This window comes from Streptomyces sp. NBC_01017, assembly GCF_045162795.1.
Lineage (GTDB): Bacteria > Actinomycetota > Actinomycetes > Streptomycetales > Streptomycetaceae > Streptomyces > Streptomyces machairae.
In genome coordinates this window covers 428,467-444,673 of record NZ_CP108683.1, presented here as the reverse complement: position 1 = coordinate 444,673, position 16,207 = coordinate 428,467, and the positions used below count along the sequence as shown (strand labels likewise).

12 protein-coding genes and 7 pseudogenes are annotated in these 16,207 nt (G+C 64.9%); 6 read left to right on the top strand and 13 right to left on the bottom strand.

What is annotated here, in order from left to right; all coding sequences use genetic code 11:
- Positions 1-25: 25 nt before the first annotated feature.
- Positions 26-1,206, bottom strand: a protein-coding gene (locus OG331_RS02245; RefSeq protein WP_406191112.1) for an IS3 family transposase whose coding sequence is annotated in 2 segments (ribosomal slippage) — positions 26-942 and positions 942-1,206 — 1,182 coding nt in all. Because the reading frame shifts where the segments join, the coding sequence is not laid out codon by codon here.
- On the opposite strand from OG331_RS02245, the gene OG331_RS02240 reads away from it, so the two are divergent.
- Positions 1,184-1,627, top strand: a complete 444-nt coding sequence (locus OG331_RS02240; RefSeq protein ID WP_406191110.1) for a transposase family protein — start codon at positions 1,184-1,186, stop codon at positions 1,625-1,627. The two genes, OG331_RS02245 and OG331_RS02240, sit on opposite strands and share 23 nt — an antisense overlap.
- Here the strand turns inward: OG331_RS02240 and OG331_RS02235 are convergent.
- Positions 1,615-2,866 (bottom strand): annotated as a pseudogene (locus tag OG331_RS02235) (IS256 family transposase). The gene OG331_RS02240 and the pseudogene OG331_RS02235 overlap by 13 nt on opposite strands.
- A 265-nt stretch (positions 2,867-3,131) precedes the next feature.
- Between OG331_RS02235 and OG331_RS02230 the strand changes: the two are divergent.
- A complete protein-coding gene (locus OG331_RS02230) occupies positions 3,132-4,208 on the top strand; it encodes a family 2 encapsulin nanocompartment cargo protein polyprenyl transferase (RefSeq protein WP_406191107.1) in 1,077 nt (358 codons plus the stop codon).
- Between the two features lie 6 nt (positions 4,209-4,214).
- On the opposite strand, the pseudogene OG331_RS02225 reads toward OG331_RS02230, so the two are convergent.
- Positions 4,215-4,397: pseudogene (locus tag OG331_RS02225) on the bottom strand (transposase family protein); the annotation flags it as partial.
- 64 nt (positions 4,398-4,461) lie between these two features.
- Positions 4,462-4,929: pseudogene (locus OG331_RS02220) on the bottom strand (transposase); the annotation flags it as partial.
- Between the two features lie 106 nt (positions 4,930-5,035).
- Between OG331_RS02220 and OG331_RS02215 the strand changes: the two are divergent.
- Together OG331_RS02215 and OG331_RS02210 are read left to right on the top strand one after the other, a co-directional pair.
- Positions 5,036-5,212, top strand: a complete 177-nt coding sequence (locus tag OG331_RS02215; RefSeq protein ID WP_406191104.1) for a transposase — start codon at positions 5,036-5,038, stop codon at positions 5,210-5,212.
- Positions 5,213-5,433: 221 nt separating this feature from the next.
- Positions 5,434-6,654 carry an ISAs1 family transposase gene (locus OG331_RS02210; RefSeq protein ID WP_406191102.1) on the top strand — a complete coding sequence of 407 codons (1,221 nt, stop codon included), beginning with the start codon at positions 5,434-5,436 and terminating at the stop codon, positions 6,652-6,654.
- Here the strand turns inward: OG331_RS02210 and OG331_RS02205 are convergent.
- On the bottom strand, positions 6,626-7,330 hold the full coding sequence (locus OG331_RS02205) for an IS3 family transposase (RefSeq protein ID WP_406191100.1): 705 nt from the start codon (positions 7,328-7,330) through the stop codon (positions 6,626-6,628). The two genes, OG331_RS02210 and OG331_RS02205, sit on opposite strands and share 29 nt — an antisense overlap.
- An 87-nt stretch (positions 7,331-7,417) precedes the next feature.
- Between OG331_RS02205 and OG331_RS02200 the strand changes: the two are divergent.
- Positions 7,418-7,750 (top strand): annotated as a pseudogene (locus OG331_RS02200) (transposase); the annotation flags it as partial.
- Between the two features lie 121 nt (positions 7,751-7,871).
- Positions 7,872-8,390 (top strand): transposase, encoded by a 519-nt coding sequence (locus OG331_RS02195; RefSeq protein WP_406191097.1) that lies wholly within the window; start codon positions 7,872-7,874, stop codon positions 8,388-8,390.
- A 223-nt stretch (positions 8,391-8,613) separates the two neighbouring features.
- Here OG331_RS02195 and OG331_RS02190 read toward each other — a convergent pair whose 3' ends face one another.
- From OG331_RS02190 to OG331_RS02155, 8 genes and pseudogenes are all read right to left on the bottom strand, one after another.
- Positions 8,614-9,600, bottom strand: a complete 987-nt coding sequence (locus OG331_RS02190; RefSeq protein WP_406191094.1) for a terpene synthase family protein — start codon at positions 9,598-9,600, stop codon at positions 8,614-8,616.
- The gene (locus tag OG331_RS02185) at positions 9,533-9,979 is read right to left on the bottom strand and encodes a polyprenyl synthetase family protein (RefSeq protein ID WP_406209627.1); all 447 of its coding nucleotides are present in this window, start codon (positions 9,977-9,979) and stop codon (positions 9,533-9,535) included. Before OG331_RS02185 ends, OG331_RS02190 begins: the two co-directional genes overlap by 68 nt.
- A gap of 117 nt (positions 9,980-10,096) precedes the next feature.
- Positions 10,097-10,408: a polyprenyl synthetase family protein gene (locus tag OG331_RS02180; protein WP_406191092.1), complete on the bottom strand. Its 312-nt coding sequence runs from the start codon at positions 10,406-10,408 to the stop codon at positions 10,097-10,099.
- A 343-nt stretch (positions 10,409-10,751) separates the two neighbouring features.
- Positions 10,752-11,133, bottom strand: a pseudogene (locus OG331_RS02175) (IS110 family transposase); the annotation flags it as partial.
- Positions 11,134-11,449: 316 nt separating this feature from the next.
- A complete protein-coding gene (locus OG331_RS02170; protein ID WP_406209625.1) occupies positions 11,450-12,664 on the bottom strand; it encodes an IS110 family transposase in 1,215 nt (404 codons plus the stop codon).
- 385 nt (positions 12,665-13,049) lie between these two features.
- Positions 13,050-13,280, bottom strand: a pseudogene (locus OG331_RS02165) (IS6 family transposase); the annotation flags it as partial.
- Positions 13,281-13,468: 188 nt separating this feature from the next.
- Positions 13,469-14,217, bottom strand: a pseudogene (locus OG331_RS02160) (transposase family protein).
- Positions 14,218-14,374: 157 nt separating this feature from the next.
- Entirely contained in the window at positions 14,375-15,817 is a 1,443-nt protein-coding gene (locus OG331_RS02155) for a cytochrome P450 (RefSeq protein ID WP_406191090.1), read from the bottom strand.
- Positions 15,818-16,207 lie beyond the last annotated feature (390 nt).

Genomic DNA, 16,207 nt, shown 5'->3' with positions numbered 1-16,207 from the left:
TCCGGACAGGCATCTGACTATTGACTCACGCGACGATTCGCAACTTCTGGTACGCGGCGTGGACTTCGCGGGGAGGACGGTAACCCACCGCCGAGTGAAGGCGTTTGTGAGTGTACCAGAATTCGATGTAACGGGTGATGTCCTGCCTGGCGATGTCGCGGGTCAGGTAAGTCACCCTCGAAACGCGCTCGTTCTTCAGGGCGCCGAAGAATGATTCGGCCATGGCATTGTCGAAGCAGATCCCGGTACGGCCGGCAGAACGCCGCAGGCCGAGCTCGCCCAGAACCGCAGCATACTCGGCCGACATGTAGTTGCTTCCGCGGTCCGAGTGGAATATTGCGTTCCTGGCGAGTTTCCTGTTCCGTGCTGCGTTACGGATGGCTCTGGCTATGAGAGGGGTTTGAAAATGGTCGTCCATCGCGTAGCCGACAACCTCCTTCGTGCAGCAGTCGATGACGGTCGCGAGATACAGCCAGCCCTCTCCGGTGGAGATGTAGGTGATGTCCCCGACGAGTTTTTCACCCGGAGCGTCGGCGGTGAAGTTCCGGCCCACGAGGTCGGGCACGGCGGCGGGCGCGCCTCGGGTGAGGCCGAAGCGTCTGGGCTTCGGCTGGCAGGGCTCAAGTCCCAGCTCCCGCATGAGCCGGCGGACCAGCTCCGGGCCCGCGGCGTGGCCCCAGCGATGGAGCTGGGCGTGGATGCGCCGATAGCCGTAGGTGCTGTCGGAATCGTCGAATGCTTTCTTGATCAGCAGTTTCAACTCCTCGCGTCGCTGCGCCGTCGCGGATTTCGGGCGGCCCCGCCAGTCGTAGTAGCCAGATGTGGATACGCCGAGTCGTTCGCACATGAACTCGACGGGATATGCGTACTCCGTTGTGTCGAGTCGCATCTCATCGATGAACTCGTACTTGCTCGCTACCGGGGATCCTTCGCGAAGTACGCTGCGGCTTTTTTCAGGAACGCATTCTCCATCTCGACTTCACGGATACGGCGTTCAAGTTCCTTCAGGCGAGCGCGTTCATCGTGGGACAGCTCGGTACCGGCAGGAGGTTCGTTCCGTTCCTTATGCTTCTTCACCCAGCCCCGGAGGGTTTCGGGGTTCATACCGAGTTCACGGCCGACCTCGGTTACGGTCTTGCTGGAAGCCAGCGCGATCCGGACGGCTTCCTCACGGAACTCAGGCGTGTACTTGCTCGGTGGTGCCACTTCGATTCCTCGTTTCCAGTTCAGACGATCCTATTGGACGCCTGTCCGGAAACTTCGGGGCATCCCAGGCACACCGCTCTGGTTCTCCCGGGCCACGCCAGGACGCACCCACGATCTGACCGCCGCCCGTGTTCACGGCATCATCCAAGCCTGCCTCACGAGACAGATCCTCGTGCTCGCGGACCGCGCCTACCAGGGCGCCGGCGCCACCGTCCGCACCCCATACAAGAACCACCGCGAACAACCCGCGCGCTACCAGGAGTTCAACCGCGATCACGCCCGGCTGAGGGCGCCGGGCGAACGCGCCTTCGCACAGCTGAAGTCCTGGCGACTGCTCCGGCGGGCCAGATGCTCCACCCGCCGCATCGGCACCATCGTCCAAGCCGTCCACACGCTGATGACCTGCAGCTATTCAGGATGAAAACGGCTCAGTGAGAACTGGTTCAGCGCCTTCTTCCAGTGTGCGGCGACGTGGTTGACATCGCGCGCCTTGGGGGTGATCAGCTCGCGGACGGCGAGGTAGAGCACCTTCAGTGCCGCTTGCTCGGATGGGAAGTGCCCGCGGTTGCGGGTGGCCTTCCGCAGCCGGGCGTTGATCGACTCGATCAGGTTTGTCGAGTTGACAACCTTCCTTGTCTCCGGCGGGAAGGCGAGGTAGGGGGTGAACTCGCTCCAGGCGGCCCGCCAGGTCCGCACGATCGCCGGATAGCGTTGACCCAACTCGCCCGCGGCGAAGTCTTCCAGGGCCTGCTGGGCAGCTTGTTCAGTCGATGCCGTGTAGATCTGCTTCAGCGACGCCACCAGCGCGGGGTGGTGCTGTTTGGACGCCGGCCGCAGCGATGCGCGGATCAAGTGGATCACGCACGTGTGGACCGTGGCCCTGGGCCACGTCGCGGTGATCGCGTCGGGCAGGCCCTTCAACCCGTCGCAGGCGACGATGCACACGTCCTCGATGCCGCGGTTGCGCAGCTCGGACAGGACCGTCATCCAGGTCGTGGCGCCTTCGCCCTCATCCCCGACCCACAGGCCCAGAACGTCCTTGCAGCCGTCCATGTCGACGCCGACCGCGAGGTAGACCGGCTTCGAAGCGACCGGTCCGGAGCGGATCCTGATCCACAAGGCGTCGATGTAGATGACCGGCCAGATGGCATCCAGCGGCCGCATCTGCCAGGCCGCGAGCTCGTCGGCGACGGCGTCGGTGACCTTGCTGATCAGGTCCGCTGAGACCTCCACGCCGTACATACCGGCGAGGTGGGAGCGGATGTCGCGCCCGCTCATGCCACGGACGTACAGCGACAGGATCTGCTCGTTGAAGCCCGCGAGCCGTCTGGCGTGCTTGGGCACCAGCTTCGCTGCCGTCCCGGTCTCGTGGGACGGCCACGGTGACCGCGCCGGCGTCGGTCAGCACGGTCTTCGCCGAGGTGCCGTTGCGGCTATTGCCCGAACCGCGACCGGCCGGATCGTGCTTCTCGTAGCCGAGGTGTTCGGTCATCTCCGCGTCCAAGGCCCGCTCGAGCACGGCGCGGGTCACCTCGGTCAGCAGCCCTTCACCGAGCAGCGCCGCCCCTGAGGCGTCGACGCGGTCCATCAACCGCTCGACGACCTCATCCACCAATCTCTCCTCGACCGCCTCAGCGACCGTGGTCTTGTCATCCGTCATGTCCGTCCGTCCCGGCCGGCCAGGGCCGAAGGCTGCGGCCTCGGCCAGCCTGTCAGATTACGGACTTACACGATCTTTCAGACACGCTCTCTCTGCCTGGAAAGGATGGGGTTTTCGATGGTCTCTTTCGTTCCATCGCGCCTTCGAAATGCATGGTGGGCTGGCGAGAGTTCTCTGCTCGTTTCAGCCCTCCATGCTTTGCCCTTTCTGCTGCGCTGCCGGATCTACTCTGACAGCTGGGTTGTGTGGACGATGAGACTTTCGTTTGCTTGTCGATCCGAAGCAGGTGGATGTTATGGCGGTTGTTCCGGTGGAGGAACTGCGTTCTATTTCTGAGGCTCGAACACTCGTTGCTCCTGCACTGAGGGACGCGGTGGACCGACTGCCAGCGCCGGTGCGGCACATTGCTGGATATCACTTCGGTTGGTGGGATCAGCACGGTGAACCTGCTGAGAGCCATGCGGGCAAGGCGATCCGTGCGGCGCTTGTGCTGCTCGCGGCCCGTGCTGTCGGCGGTTCTGCGGCCGAGGGTGTTCCTGCTGCTGTTGCTGTGGAGTTGGTGCACAACTTCTCGCTGATCCACGACGATGTGATGGACGGGGACCGAACCCGGCGCGGTCGTGCGGCGGCGTGGTCTGTATTCGGTTCGGCTGAGGCGATTTTGACCGGGGACGCGCTGCTTTCCTTGGCCTTCGCCGTGCTGTCAGAGGCGGATGCACGCACCAGTTCTGCTGCCGTGGCGAGCGGGAGGCGCGGTTTGCCGATGCTCACTGAAGCGGTGCTTGAGCTTGTCGAGGGGCAGGGGCAGGACCTGGCTTTCGAGAAGCGCGACAATGTCACTCTGTCCGAGTGCATGGCGATGGCATCAGGGAAGACAGCTTCCCTGTTGGGTTGTGCGTGCGGGCTCGGCGCCCTGTTCGGCGGCGCGGAGCCGACGCGGATCGAGTCGATGCAGCGTTTCGGACGTGACCTCGGTTTGGCATTCCAGCTGGTTGATGACCTGCTGGGCATCTGGGGGGACCCGAAGGCTACAGGAAAGCCTGCTTGCTCGGATCTGTTCAATCACAAAAAGTCTCTACCTGTAGTGGCTGCGTTGATGCACAAGACCGGTGCGAGCGAGGAGCTGGCACAGGTGTATCTGGATCGCCGGCCGTTGGAAGCCGACCAAGTCAGTCGAGTGGCTGAACTGGTCGATGCAGCAGGAGGCCGGCGGTGGGCCGCTGGTGAGGCAGAGCTGCGCCTCCAGACAGCGGCTTCGCACTTGCGTGCGGTCCATCCGGAGGCCCAGGCGGCCGATGAGTTGCGCGAGCTGACTCAGTTGGTAGTCCGCCGGGACCACTGAGCTTGTTCAGCGATGAGTTTCGAGGGTGAGGATGGCTTTGACTATTGACGTCATCCGGCTGGGGTTGCAGCAGGCTTTGCGGAGGGTACGCCAGGTCTTCACCGAAACGATGGATCTCTCGACGAGCCACCGCAGATGCGAGTGCGCCCGGTTGACGCACCTCTGTTTGACTGTGAGGTCCTTGCCCGGCCGTCGCCTGGGGGGTGCCCCCTATCTCTTTCGTCAAGGGGCGGGTCGGTTGGTTAGTGATGTTTTAGGCGGCTTGGGGGACGGCTTGAGGTTCGAAGAACGTGCCGTCGCGGAGCATGGCGAACAGGACGTCGACGCGGTGGCCAGCGAGGCACATCAGGGCCTGCTTGTGCCGCTTGCCCTCGGCCTTCTTGCGCTCGTCGTAGGCCCGGAAGGCCGGATTGGACAGCGCGGCGAACGCGGCCAGGAAGAAGGCCCGTTTGAGGTGCTTGTTGCCTCGGCGGGACGGGCTCTCGCCTCGGATCGAGGACTCAGATCTTCGAGTCACCGGGGCGAGTCCGCCATAGGCGGCGAGGTGGCCTGCGGTGGGGAAGGCGGTGCCGTCGCCGACGTCGATGAGGATCCTGGCTCCGGTCCTGACGCCTATCCCCGGCATCGACGTCAGGAGCTCGGAAAGAGGGTGCGGGTGCGACTTGGGCAACTTCTCGATGTCCAGGGCGAGTTCCTTGCGCTGGTCGAGCAGTGCGGTGAGGTTCTTGTCGATGACCTGGACTTCCCGTACGCCGCCCAGGTCGCGAGGATCACCCGGCACCACATCAGCCTCAAGACCGGGAAAACGGACCCGCGAGACCGCCTACGTGATCACCGACCTCACCAGCCGGCAGGCCTCACCGGAGCGGACCGCCCGCCTTGTGAGATCCCACTGGGTGATCGAGAACCGGCTGCACTTCGTCCGCGATGTCACCTTCGGCGAGGACCACTCCCAAGTCCGCACCGGACACGGCCCGGAGAACATTGAACCGCTCCGGGTTTGATCGAGACTCTAGATCTTGACTGTGACCTGGTGTTTTGCGGTCTCGTTGTAGTAGTTGGTCTCGTATTCGACCAGGGCGGCTTCAAGTTCCATGCTCGCGGCAGTTGTTGCGTGAGGGGTAGATAGCAGTGCAGGCACGGGCTTCGTGATCATTGTGGTGTCTTACGCCCGATGATCATGAGGTGGCCCGTGCCTGCCGCTGTATCTTCTCCGATCCCTGCCGTGCTGGGGAATCTGGGGTCGCTGGACGTCGGCCAGGTCGCCGACCTGCGTCCCTACTTCGACTCCATCCCCGACCCACGCTCGCGGCGGGGCCGGTGGTACTCGCTGACGTCGATCCTGCTGGTGTGTGCCTGCGCGGTCGTCTCGGGAGCGAAGAGCATCGACGAGCTCGCCGAATGGGGTGCGAGGGCCTCGGGCAGGCTACTGGCGGCCCTGGGTATCCGCCGTCATCTGCTCGGGTGGCGGCGCACCCCCTCGCCCGTGACGATCGGGCGCGTGCTGGGCGCCGTGGACGGTGATGCCCTGGACCGGGCGGTGGGCGCCTACCTGACCGACCGGCACCACGCCGTCACCGGCACCGCGACCAGGGCCACGGGGCAGCCGGCGGCACCCGCGCCCGGGCGGCTGCGCGTCCTTGCCCTTGACGGCAAAGCGCTCAAGGGTTCGGCCCGTCTCACCTCGGCACGCCGGCACCTGCTGTCGGTGGTCACCCACGGCCCAGTCGTGACCCTCGGCCAGGTGGAGGTCGGCGCGAAGACGAACGAGACCACCCACTTCCGCCCGCTGCTGGAGCCGCTGGACCTGGCCGGCACTGTCGTCACCTTCGACGCGCTGCACTCGGTCAAGGCGAACGTTTCCTGGCTTGTCGAGACGAAGAAGGCGCACTACATCGCCGTGATCAAGACCAACCAGCCGACCGCCCACCGCCGGCTGGCGGCCCTGCCCTGGCGGGACATCGCCGTCCAGCACACCGCCTCCGGGACCGGGCACGGCCGGCGGGAGTCCCGCTCGATCAAAACCTGCGGAATCGCCGACGAACTCGGCGGAATCCCGTTTCCCCACGCCCGCCTGGCCATCCGCATCCACCGCCGCCGCAAGCTCACCGGCCGGCGCGAGAGTCGTGAGAGCGTCTACGCCGTGACCAGCCTGGACGCCCACCAGGCCTGCCCGGCCGACCTGGCCGCCGCGATTCGCGGGCACTGGGGAGTGGAGAACTCCTCGCACCACATCAGAGACGTCACCTTCGCCGAGGACGCCTCCACCGTCCACACCGGGACCGCGCCCCGGGCCATGGCGACCTTCCGCAACCTCGCCATCGGCGTGCTGAAGGTCCTCGGAGCCAACAACATCGCCAAGACCACCCGGGCCATCCGCGACGAACCCGAACGAGCACTCCCGATCCTGGGCATCATCAACAACCGCGACACCTACGGAACTTGATCAAGCCCTGGTATTCGACGGGTGGGATGTGCCCGATCTCACCGTGGAGTCGGCGGTGGCAGTACCAGTCGACCCACTCGGCGGTGGCCAGCTCGACCTCGGACAGCGTCTTCCAGGGGCGGCGGGGCTTGATCAGCTCAGTTTTGAACAGGCCGATCGTGGACTCCATCAGGGAGTTGTCGTAGGCGTCGCCGACCGATCCGATCGACGCGGCGATGCCTGCCCGGTCGAGGTGCTCGGCGAGCGCGAACGACGTGTACTGCGACCCGGCGTCGCTGTGGTGTATCAACTGGCCTTTCTGGTGGGGGAGTTGGTCCCGATCTCGTTGCCATAGAGCCATCTCGAGAGCGTCCAGGACGAGGCGTGTTTCCTTCGACGTGGCCGCGGACCAGCCGACGATGCGGCGGGAGAAGGTGTCCACGACGAAGGCGACGTAGACGACGCCGGCGAACGTGGCGACGTGGGTGAAGTCGGCGACCCAGCAGCGGTTGGGGGCCGGGGCGACGAAGTCACGGTCCACCAGGTCCGGGGCCCGCTGAGCGCTCACGTCGGGAATCGTGGTAATCACCTTCTTGCCACGGACCGCGCCGGTGATGCCCATGTCGCGCATGAGGCGTTCGACGGTGCAGCGGGCCACCGAAACGCCCTGCCGGTTCAGGTGCGGGTGCGCCGGCATGTCTGGAGCCTGTTGCATCTGCGGCGGGGCGGGTTCCCGTGGCTGACGGTCGCCGGAAAGCGGCTGCATGGCTGGGTGGTGACCGGCATGGACGCCATGATCATCACGGCGGCGTCGAAGAAGCAGGGTGCCGCGGCGACCTGGAGGAAGCCGTTCGGTTTCCATCCCCTGGCCGCGTGGTATGCGAACACCGGCGAGTGTCTGGCGATGTGGCTGCGGGCGGGCAACGCCGGCTCGAACACGGTGGCTGACCACATCCGGGTGCTGCGTGAGGCGCTCGCCCAGGTCCCCGGAGCCTCGACGGCGAAGATCCTGGTGCGGGTGGACGGCGCGGGCGCCACCCATGGCCTGCACGAACACCTGCGGGATCTGAACACGATGCGGCGCACGGCCGGCTTCGCCACAGGCTGGACCATCACCGACGAGGACGAGAAGGCCATCGCCCGCCTGCCCGAGAGGGCCCGGGAGACCTCGCTCAAGCAGAACGGAAGCCTCCAGGAGGGCTACTTCGCGGCCGAGTTGAGCGGGCTGAACCGCCGGCATGGCTGGATCAAAGGGGATGCGGCTGATCGTCCGCAGGGTCAAGCCGTCCGGCCGGCACACGAAGGACCTCACCGCCTTCGAGAAGAAGACCGGCTGGAAGTACTCGATCACCGCCACCAACATCTCCAGGATGGCCCGGATCGCCGGCTCCCGTCAGATCCAGTGGCTGGATGCCCTGCACCGCCACCACGCCGTGGTCGAGGACCAGGTGAAAGCGAACAAGGCGATGGGCCTGCACAACCTGCCCTCCAAGTCCTGGCAGATCAACGAGGCATGGATACTGAGCGCGAACCTCGCCGCCGACCTGGACGCCTGGCTCCGTCTGCTCACCCTCCACGATCACCCCGGCCTGGCCGACGCCGAGCCGGACACCATGCGTTTCAGGCTCTACCACCCCCCGGCCCGCCTCGCGAACCACGCCCGCCGCCGATGGCTGCGGATCGAGACCACCTGGCCCTGGGCGAACGCGTTCACCACCGCCTGGCGGCGGCTGACCGACCTCCCAGGCACCACCTGACCCACCAGCACCCACCCCAACGCGAACTGGGAGGAGAGGCGCACCACCCCGACAGACAGACGTGGAACCCCGGCGCACCCCGCAGCGTCACGGGACGCCCCGCCCTCGAACAGCAGAGGACATTACGGGCGAACCGCCGAGACGAAAAACGACAAGCCCCAGCTGACGGATCGAGGTCAACGCCTCAGTGGTCCACTGTGCACATGAAAAAGGCTGCTTGCGGCTATGTCTCGGAGCGCATAGGGGCCAAACCGGCTTCGCGCCACCATTCTCGGATCCGACGTGGGATTTGGGCGGTTTCCGCGTCTGCGCGAGGCTGGTCACAGAGGACGGGTGGCCCGTCTGGGGGCCACGCATATCTGGCTACGCGAGAGTGGAACACTATGTTTCCTGCAACTGCAGCCTCGATAAAATCCGCCCAGCGCGCGAAAGATCCGCCTCGTTCTCGACATTTATGAGCTATGGCCAGGAAGACCGTCATGATCTGGTCATGCAGACGCGATGTCTCATGGACGGCTTCATCAAGGTTTGTATTATATTCGCGTTCGACCACTTCCACCAGGTTTATGTTGCTTGTGCCTGCAGCACGTTCCTTTTCATAGGATGCCCATTCGTTGTATATCATTGGCAGGGACCAGCCGGACAGTATCAGTGCCTGCGCCAGACTGGTTTGCCAGGTGGGCTCGTCAAGATCGAGTCCGCTGCCGGGAGCAGCCAGGACCGTCGTGAGCCAAATCGCGACATTATCGATGCGGCCTTTGAAGAAGGTGTCGAGCGTGGGAACTGATCCTCGCTGGTCGACTTGCCAGCGCTGGCCGCGCACAAATTGACGCCACCCATCAACGATGGAATTGATGACTACCGGCGGGTAGTGGCGGATGACGTCATGGGCGAAGTCGCGCATCGCCAACGTCAGTGGCGCATTGACCCCAGGGGTGCTGTCGGGATTTTCCAGTGCTTCGATGAGGGCGAGGGCCATGGTGTCGAAGGAAGTAGCGTCTCTGTTGCTTGCATTCTTGCTGCTGATCCCCTCACAGTACGCGTCATCAAAGATGAATGTGATGGCGGACCATCGCGCCATGAGCTGGTGACCCAGAGTGTCGGAGAAAGGAAAAGAATCTATTGCAAACCATGCGCTTGACTCAGCGTACTCTGGACGCTGTTCCGGTGCGGCTAGGTCGAACGCTTCGAGCCATTCGAGGGTGTCCAATTCGGTCGCTCTCGGGCTCGTTTTGAATTGTGGTATCGGGCAGTATATCCCTGGCACATCGGCTTGGCTTGATTTTATCAAACGCATGGATCCTCACCTTTTTCGTGCTCAACAAGCCGTGGTGCCCGGTAGATCGCCGCCCGACTCCGGGGCGGTCGTCGCGCATCTGGCAGGCTTCGCCCAGCGGCAGAGCAGACGCGGAAAGCCCCTGCAGCAGTGCGTCGTCGGCGTCGGCCACGGTGGCGCCGAGGTGAATAGGGCGTTCGATCGTGTACTTGGCAGTCTTGTGGCGGATGGTCTGCAGTGCGTCCGAGACGGTGTGAGGCTGGTGAGCAAGGATGATGTCCAGGTACTGGCCGTACATCAACTCGGTCCGCATCACGGTCGACCAATGGCAACACGTGCATGAGCTGGTCGGGTGTGAGGCCGGCGGTGTGCAGGAGCTCGTCCGACCAGCACAGAGCGATGTCCCCAATGAGGATTGCGCAGTTTTCTCCTACACGCCGTGCGATCGGCGCCGTCTGCATGCTCTGGGCACGCTGCCGATCCTGGTGCTTGGCGGAGAGTTGGCGATGGAGGGTGGCCGGCCGCGGCGAGTGGCGGAGTCGTCCATGCCGTCGTCGTGCACGAGTGCGAATGCGTGGAACGTTTCCAATGCCGCCGCTGCCCGCACAAGGCTGGCGGGCGGCGTTGCGAGAGTGCCGGAGGCAGCATGCCAGCCCGTGACACACAGCAAGGGCCGCAGGCGCTTCCCGCTGGCCGTCAGGAACTCCCGCCAAGAGATCGGTGGCCTCGTCCGGCAGTCCACTGTCGGCCGCTCTCATGGCCTTGCGGTTCAAGAAGGCATGCAGGACTTCGTCGACGGACGTATGGACAGCATCGAAGTCGATCCCCGTATTGGGACGATGCGTGCGGGCGGGAGTGGGGTTCATGCCGAGTCCTCCCGGTGGGCGTGTCCGGGGTGTCGGTCAAGGTAGCCAAAGCCTCCTACCTCCTCCAACCAACCTTACTCAGGTTGAACTGGATATGCGCATGGGGGTGTTCCTCGATCCCTGCGGTATGCCGTGGTGAGGTACCCACCCCCGGGATGCGGCTTGCCGCCGGTGGGCTCACCGCATGCTGTTCAGCAGGGCCTTGAGCCGGTTGGTGGTGCGGGTGCGGTCGGCGACCAGATCGACGCGGCGGTCAGTCAGCAGCCGCAGATCGATCGTGGCTTCGTCGCCGGGAGGATCGGCTGCAGGTCGCGGCGCATCCGGGCCTGATCGGCGATCACGCGGGCGTCGCGGGCGTCCGTCTTTCCTGGCCATGGCTGACCAGCAGGGCGATCAGCAGGCCGGGCTCGCCGCCGGTCATGTCCAGCGCCCAGGTTGTCCTGCCACCGTCGGCGAGGTCCAGGACATCACCGATCAGCTTCAGCAGTTCCGGCTCGTCGTTGGCCACCCGACGCGACAGCAACGTGTCGCCCTCGCTGTCCAGTACCAGGCAATGATGGTGGATCTTGCCGCAGTCGGTCCCCGCCCATATCCGGCTCATCATGCTCCAGTTGTCGTCGTACTTGCCTTGCGTACCACGGACGACCTCGCCGGCATTGCTCTACTCAGCGACTTGTTCGCACTTCCCAATCGGCGGCCGAGTCGTCGTGGGGAGCCGGGGGGTGCCCCTATCTGTTTCGTCAACCCTGGCGGGGTTGACTTGTAGGGGTTCGTGATGGTTTTCGGGAACGTTCCGCGAAGCGGGACGTTCCCGGTGAATCGGGTGCGGTGCGGGCAGCCTGGTGGCCGCCTGGCAGGGGTGGACGTGCCGGTGGCGGGGTGGAGCGGGCTGGAACAGGTAGGGGGTGGTGCGGGTGTCAGGCGGCGAGACCTAGGGTGCGGGGTTCGTAGAGGGTGCCGGTGCGGATCATCGCGTGGATGACGTTCACGCGTTGCCTGGCCAGTCGCAGGATCGCCTGTGTATGGGTCTTGTTGCGGGCGCGTTGGCGGTCGTAGTAGATCCGCGAGGACGGATCGGACTTGCAGCCGATCGCGGCGAACGCGGCCTGGAACAAGGCGCGTTTGAGGAGCCGGTTGCCGCGGTGGGGTGCGTGCTCGCCGCGGATGGAGGTGCCCGAGGACTTGGTGGCGGGGGCGAGTCCGGCGTAGGAGGCGAGGTGTCCGGCGGTGGGGAAGCCGGTGCCGTCACCGATCGCGACGATCACGGCAGCGGTGGTCCTGACGCCCATGCCGGGCAGCGACGTCAGGAGGTGGAAAAGAGGGAGGGCCTCCAGCAGGGCGGCGATCTCCCGCTCGGTGGCCTGCCGCCGGCTGTGGGCGGCGGCGAGCTGGGCGGCCAGGCCGGGCACGATCAGCGCGGACGTCTCGGTGCCCGGGACGATCAGGGTCTGCTCGGCCAGTGCCTCGAAGATCTCCTCGGTCAGGTGCTTGGCCTTGCGCGAGCCATGCGCGGTGAGTAGGGCCTGGCAGCGGGCCCGGCCCAGCTTCCTGATCTTCGCGGGGGAGCCGTGCCGGGTCAGGAGGGCCTGGACATATGGGTAGGCCAGGCGCTTGCCCAGGACGCGTTCCAGGGAGGGGTGGATCTGGGAGATCAGGCCGCGCAGCCGGTTGGTGGTGCGGTTGACCTCGCCGGCCAGGTCGTTGTCGTAGCCGGTGAGCATGGTCAGCGCGGCCAGCGTCTCGTCGTCGCGGTCGATCGCGCGCAGGGTGTGCGGCAGGGTGCGGGCGGTGTCGGCGATGACGAACGCGTCGCGGGCATCGGTCTTGGCCTCGCCGGGATACAGGTCGGCAGCCCGCCGCATCGAGAGTCCGGGCAGGTAGGCCACCCGGCAGCCCGCCGCGCGGGCCGCGGTGATCGGCAGGGCACCGATATTGGCGACCTGGTCGACCACGACCAGAACGGTGCCGAACTTCGCCACCAACTTGGTGAACAGCTCGATCAGCTTCGGCTCGGTATTCGGCAGCCGCTTGTCGTGGACGGTCTTGCCCTGCTCGGTCAGACCATGGGCGTGGTGGAACTCCTTGCCCAGGTCCAGACCGAGGAACAGACGTATATCGACGGTGTCGACCATGCTCACGTGCCCCCAGATCCTTCTACGCGTACTCGATGTGCAGTTCCTGGCCGTCCCTGCGGCACCACACGCCGGCAACCACGTTACGCAGACATGCCACCCGGCAAGCGGCCCGGCGTTGCACCGGACCCGGGCGGTCGTCAGGCCCCTCATCAGCGGTCAAGCGGTGCCCCGAAGCCCGGCGGCAACACCCCCCAGGTCATCACCTCGACAGGGGGCAAACAGCCATACCGGACCCGGGGGCCAGGCGCCCCGTTGCAGGGCCATGAGAAAGGTAACGGGGCCAGGCACCTGAAGCCACGAACGGCAGCCACTTGTCACACCCAGCTCCCCTGGGTGTCCTCACCCTACGAATGGGAGAACCAACCCGTTCAAGAAGGTAGAGCCACTTGTCACCGGGCTGCGGGCGCCGCTGGCGCAGGCTGTTGGCATAGACCTGGCCGAACTTCAGACACCAGCGGCGCACGGTCTCGTAGGAGACGACGATACCCCGCTCAAGCATGAGCTCCTCGACCTCGCGGGGGCTGAAGGGGAAGCGGAAGTACTCACACACACAGTGCGAGATGACCTCGACCGGGTACCGGTGGTTGCTGCACGACGGCACCACAGGTGACACGACCACTTCCCTCCCCGGACACGAACACCCCGAAGATCATCCCATGCCCCACCCGAAAACGTGACAGAACCCAGGGGACTGTTCGTGACCGCGGTCGTCGACCGCGACACGCGATTTCGACACGCTCGGCGATGTCGTTGGGCATGGCCATCAGATCGACAGGTGCGAGACAGGTCCCTGAGCCTTTTTCACGTGTAGATCATGAGGGTGAGGATCGCGGCAGCCACTGACGTGAGTCTGTTCGGACTGATGCGGGCATGCCGGAAGATCCGCCATTGCTTGATCCGGGAGATGGTTCGCTCGACGGGAGCACGCAGTGCGGCGTGGGCCTTGTTCGACGCTTTGTGCTTGTCGGGCAGTTCGGTTCCGGGCCGTCGTTTGATCGGGGTGATCACAGTGCCGCCGGCCCCGACGTACCCCTTGTCCGCGAGGACCTCGAGGTCCAGTCGCGCGCAGGTGTCGAAGATGGCGTGCTCGCGGGCGGCGGTCGGCATCGTGGGTGCCGCCCGGAAGGGCGGGTGACATCCACAGCAGTTTGCCGTCTTCTGCCGCAATGACCTGCAGATTCACGCCCTCGCGGCGGACCTTGCCGGAGAAGTGCCCAGGCGCCTGAACCCGGTCGGTCTCCGCGACGGTGCCGTCCAGCAGCACGTAGCCGTCCGTGTGATGACTGGTGAGCGCCTCGGTCAACGACGGCGTGCTCCGCAAGTTGCCCGATCGTGTGGTTCACGTAGCGCCAGGCGGTGGCCGTGCTGATGCCGAAGCCTGCGGCGGTCTGTTCGAGGGTGTCGTGCTTGCGCAGGTAGACCAGGGTGCACCGGGCCCGGTCGTACGGACGCAGTCTGCAGCGCCGGCCGGCTTCGCAGGACGCGATCACCATCGTGACCAGTTCCAGGAGCTCCGGGTCGGCATCGCATCCGGCAGGATAGGAGAACACGGGGCATCTCCGCAGGTGAAGGTTATGTTTGGCGACTCTCCAAGCCAGCGGGATGCCCCGTTCGGCACGCCACCGTCAACACTTCACCGACGCTCACCCGCAGGCCTTACAAGTGAAAAACGCTCCCTGTCTGGGCCCCCGAAGCACTGTGCGGAGCTCAAGGGAGTTGTGGCAGGCCTGCCCCGGAGACGCTGCGGCCCTGGGCGTCGGCCGCGGCGTCGGGGGCCGCGGCGCTTACCGGCAGGCGATCGAACACGCGCACGGCCAGTCCCTTCGACGGATGGACTACGACGCTCGGGACTTCCTTGATCCGCTTGGGTGACGTCGGCTCAACGCGCCAGCGGCCGACGAGGGTGGCGAGAACGACGGTCATCTCAGTCATGGCGAGAGTGTCTCCGATGCACCGCCGGTTTCCTTGGCCGAATGGAACGAATGCACAGCGGGGCAGGTCCGCGATCTCAGGTTGAAGCCATCGCTCGGGATCGAAGCAACTGGGATCGGGATACCAGGCCGGGTCTCTGTGCAAGATCGCCGGGCTGTACAGGACCTCCGCCCCGGCCGGGATGGGCGTGCCTTCGATGCTGACCGCCTCCGTGCTCTCCCGGATCAGCCAGAGGTTCGGCGTATGGAGCCTGAGTACCTCGTTGATGAAGGCACGCATGTACGGCAGCGCATCGAAGTCCCCGGGCGTGATGGGTCGTCCATTCAGTGCGTGGTCCACCTCCTCCGCGAGCCGCCGAGCGATATCCGCGTGAGTGGAAAGGACATGCATTGCCCATGACAGGGTGGTCGACACCGTCTCGATCCCGGCGATAAACGCGGTGATGATCTCATCCCGCAGTTCGTCGTCCTTCAGTTGGATCCCGGTGCCTGGATCCGGCGTCGCCATCAGCAAGGAGACGAGGTCACCATGATCGCTTGAGTCCGTTCGGTACGCGTGGATGAGGTCCTCGGTCGTTCGCCGGAGCCTTGCACGGGCAGCTTCGAAGCGGCGATTTCCAGGGGTTGGAATCCATTTCGTCAGTTCGCCCAATCCAAACACTCGCCACGTAAGCCCCGAAATGATCACGGGAAGCGTGTCCTCGACGGCAGAGGCGAGGACACGTGCACGCTCGCCCGAGAACAGTGATGCGGAAAGAATCTCCCCCGCCAAGTGACGCATCTCGTGCTCCACCGAGACCGCCTCGCCTGGTGGCCAGGCCGCGATACGGCGATGCGAGATTTCCCTCATGTTCTCGACATACTGAGCTACCTGGTTGCGATGATATGCTGGCTGCATTGCGCGCCTCCGGCGCATATGCAGTTCTCCGTTCGATGACATGATCCCGTTGCCGATGAACATGCTGATCTTTTTGTACAGGCGCCCTTTCGAGAATTTCCGGGTCTGTACCTGCAGGAGCTGGCGAACAGCCTCGGGGGAATTCAAGACGTAAACAGGCCTCGGACCGACAAAGATGCGCACCACGGGGCCGTGGAGACGCAGAGACTGCATGAAGGACATCCGTGCAGGACCGACCAGCTGCGGGAGATGGCCCACCAACGGCAACCGGCCAGGTGCTGTGGCTGCAGGCGAGCCTCCGGGAGGAGGAGTCGTGTTCATTGGCAATTCACCGATTCACCTCAGAGTCGTTGCTGCGTTCCCAGGGGCGTTCTCGCCTGGTGATATCGAGTAGGTCACGTGGCGAGACCGAGTAGGTGGAGCCATCGGCGGCTGGTCCGCGATTGTCGTGATAGTGCGGTGTTGTATCTGGTGCCATGAGGCAGGATGTTGCGCCATTTCCCCAGGCAACTGCTGCCAGTGTCGACCTATTTTGCGTGGCCCAGTCGCCGAGTCTCAGCAAGGTTCGCGGCCACAGTCTTATCTGCATGCTGCCCTCTTTTATTTTTGTGCATCAGCACCCGTAAGGAGGTGTTGGTGATTGCAGCGAATCACCTAAGTGTCCGGCTGGGTAAAATGGGAGAAGCCCGGGAGCTCACAGCGACCTTCCGG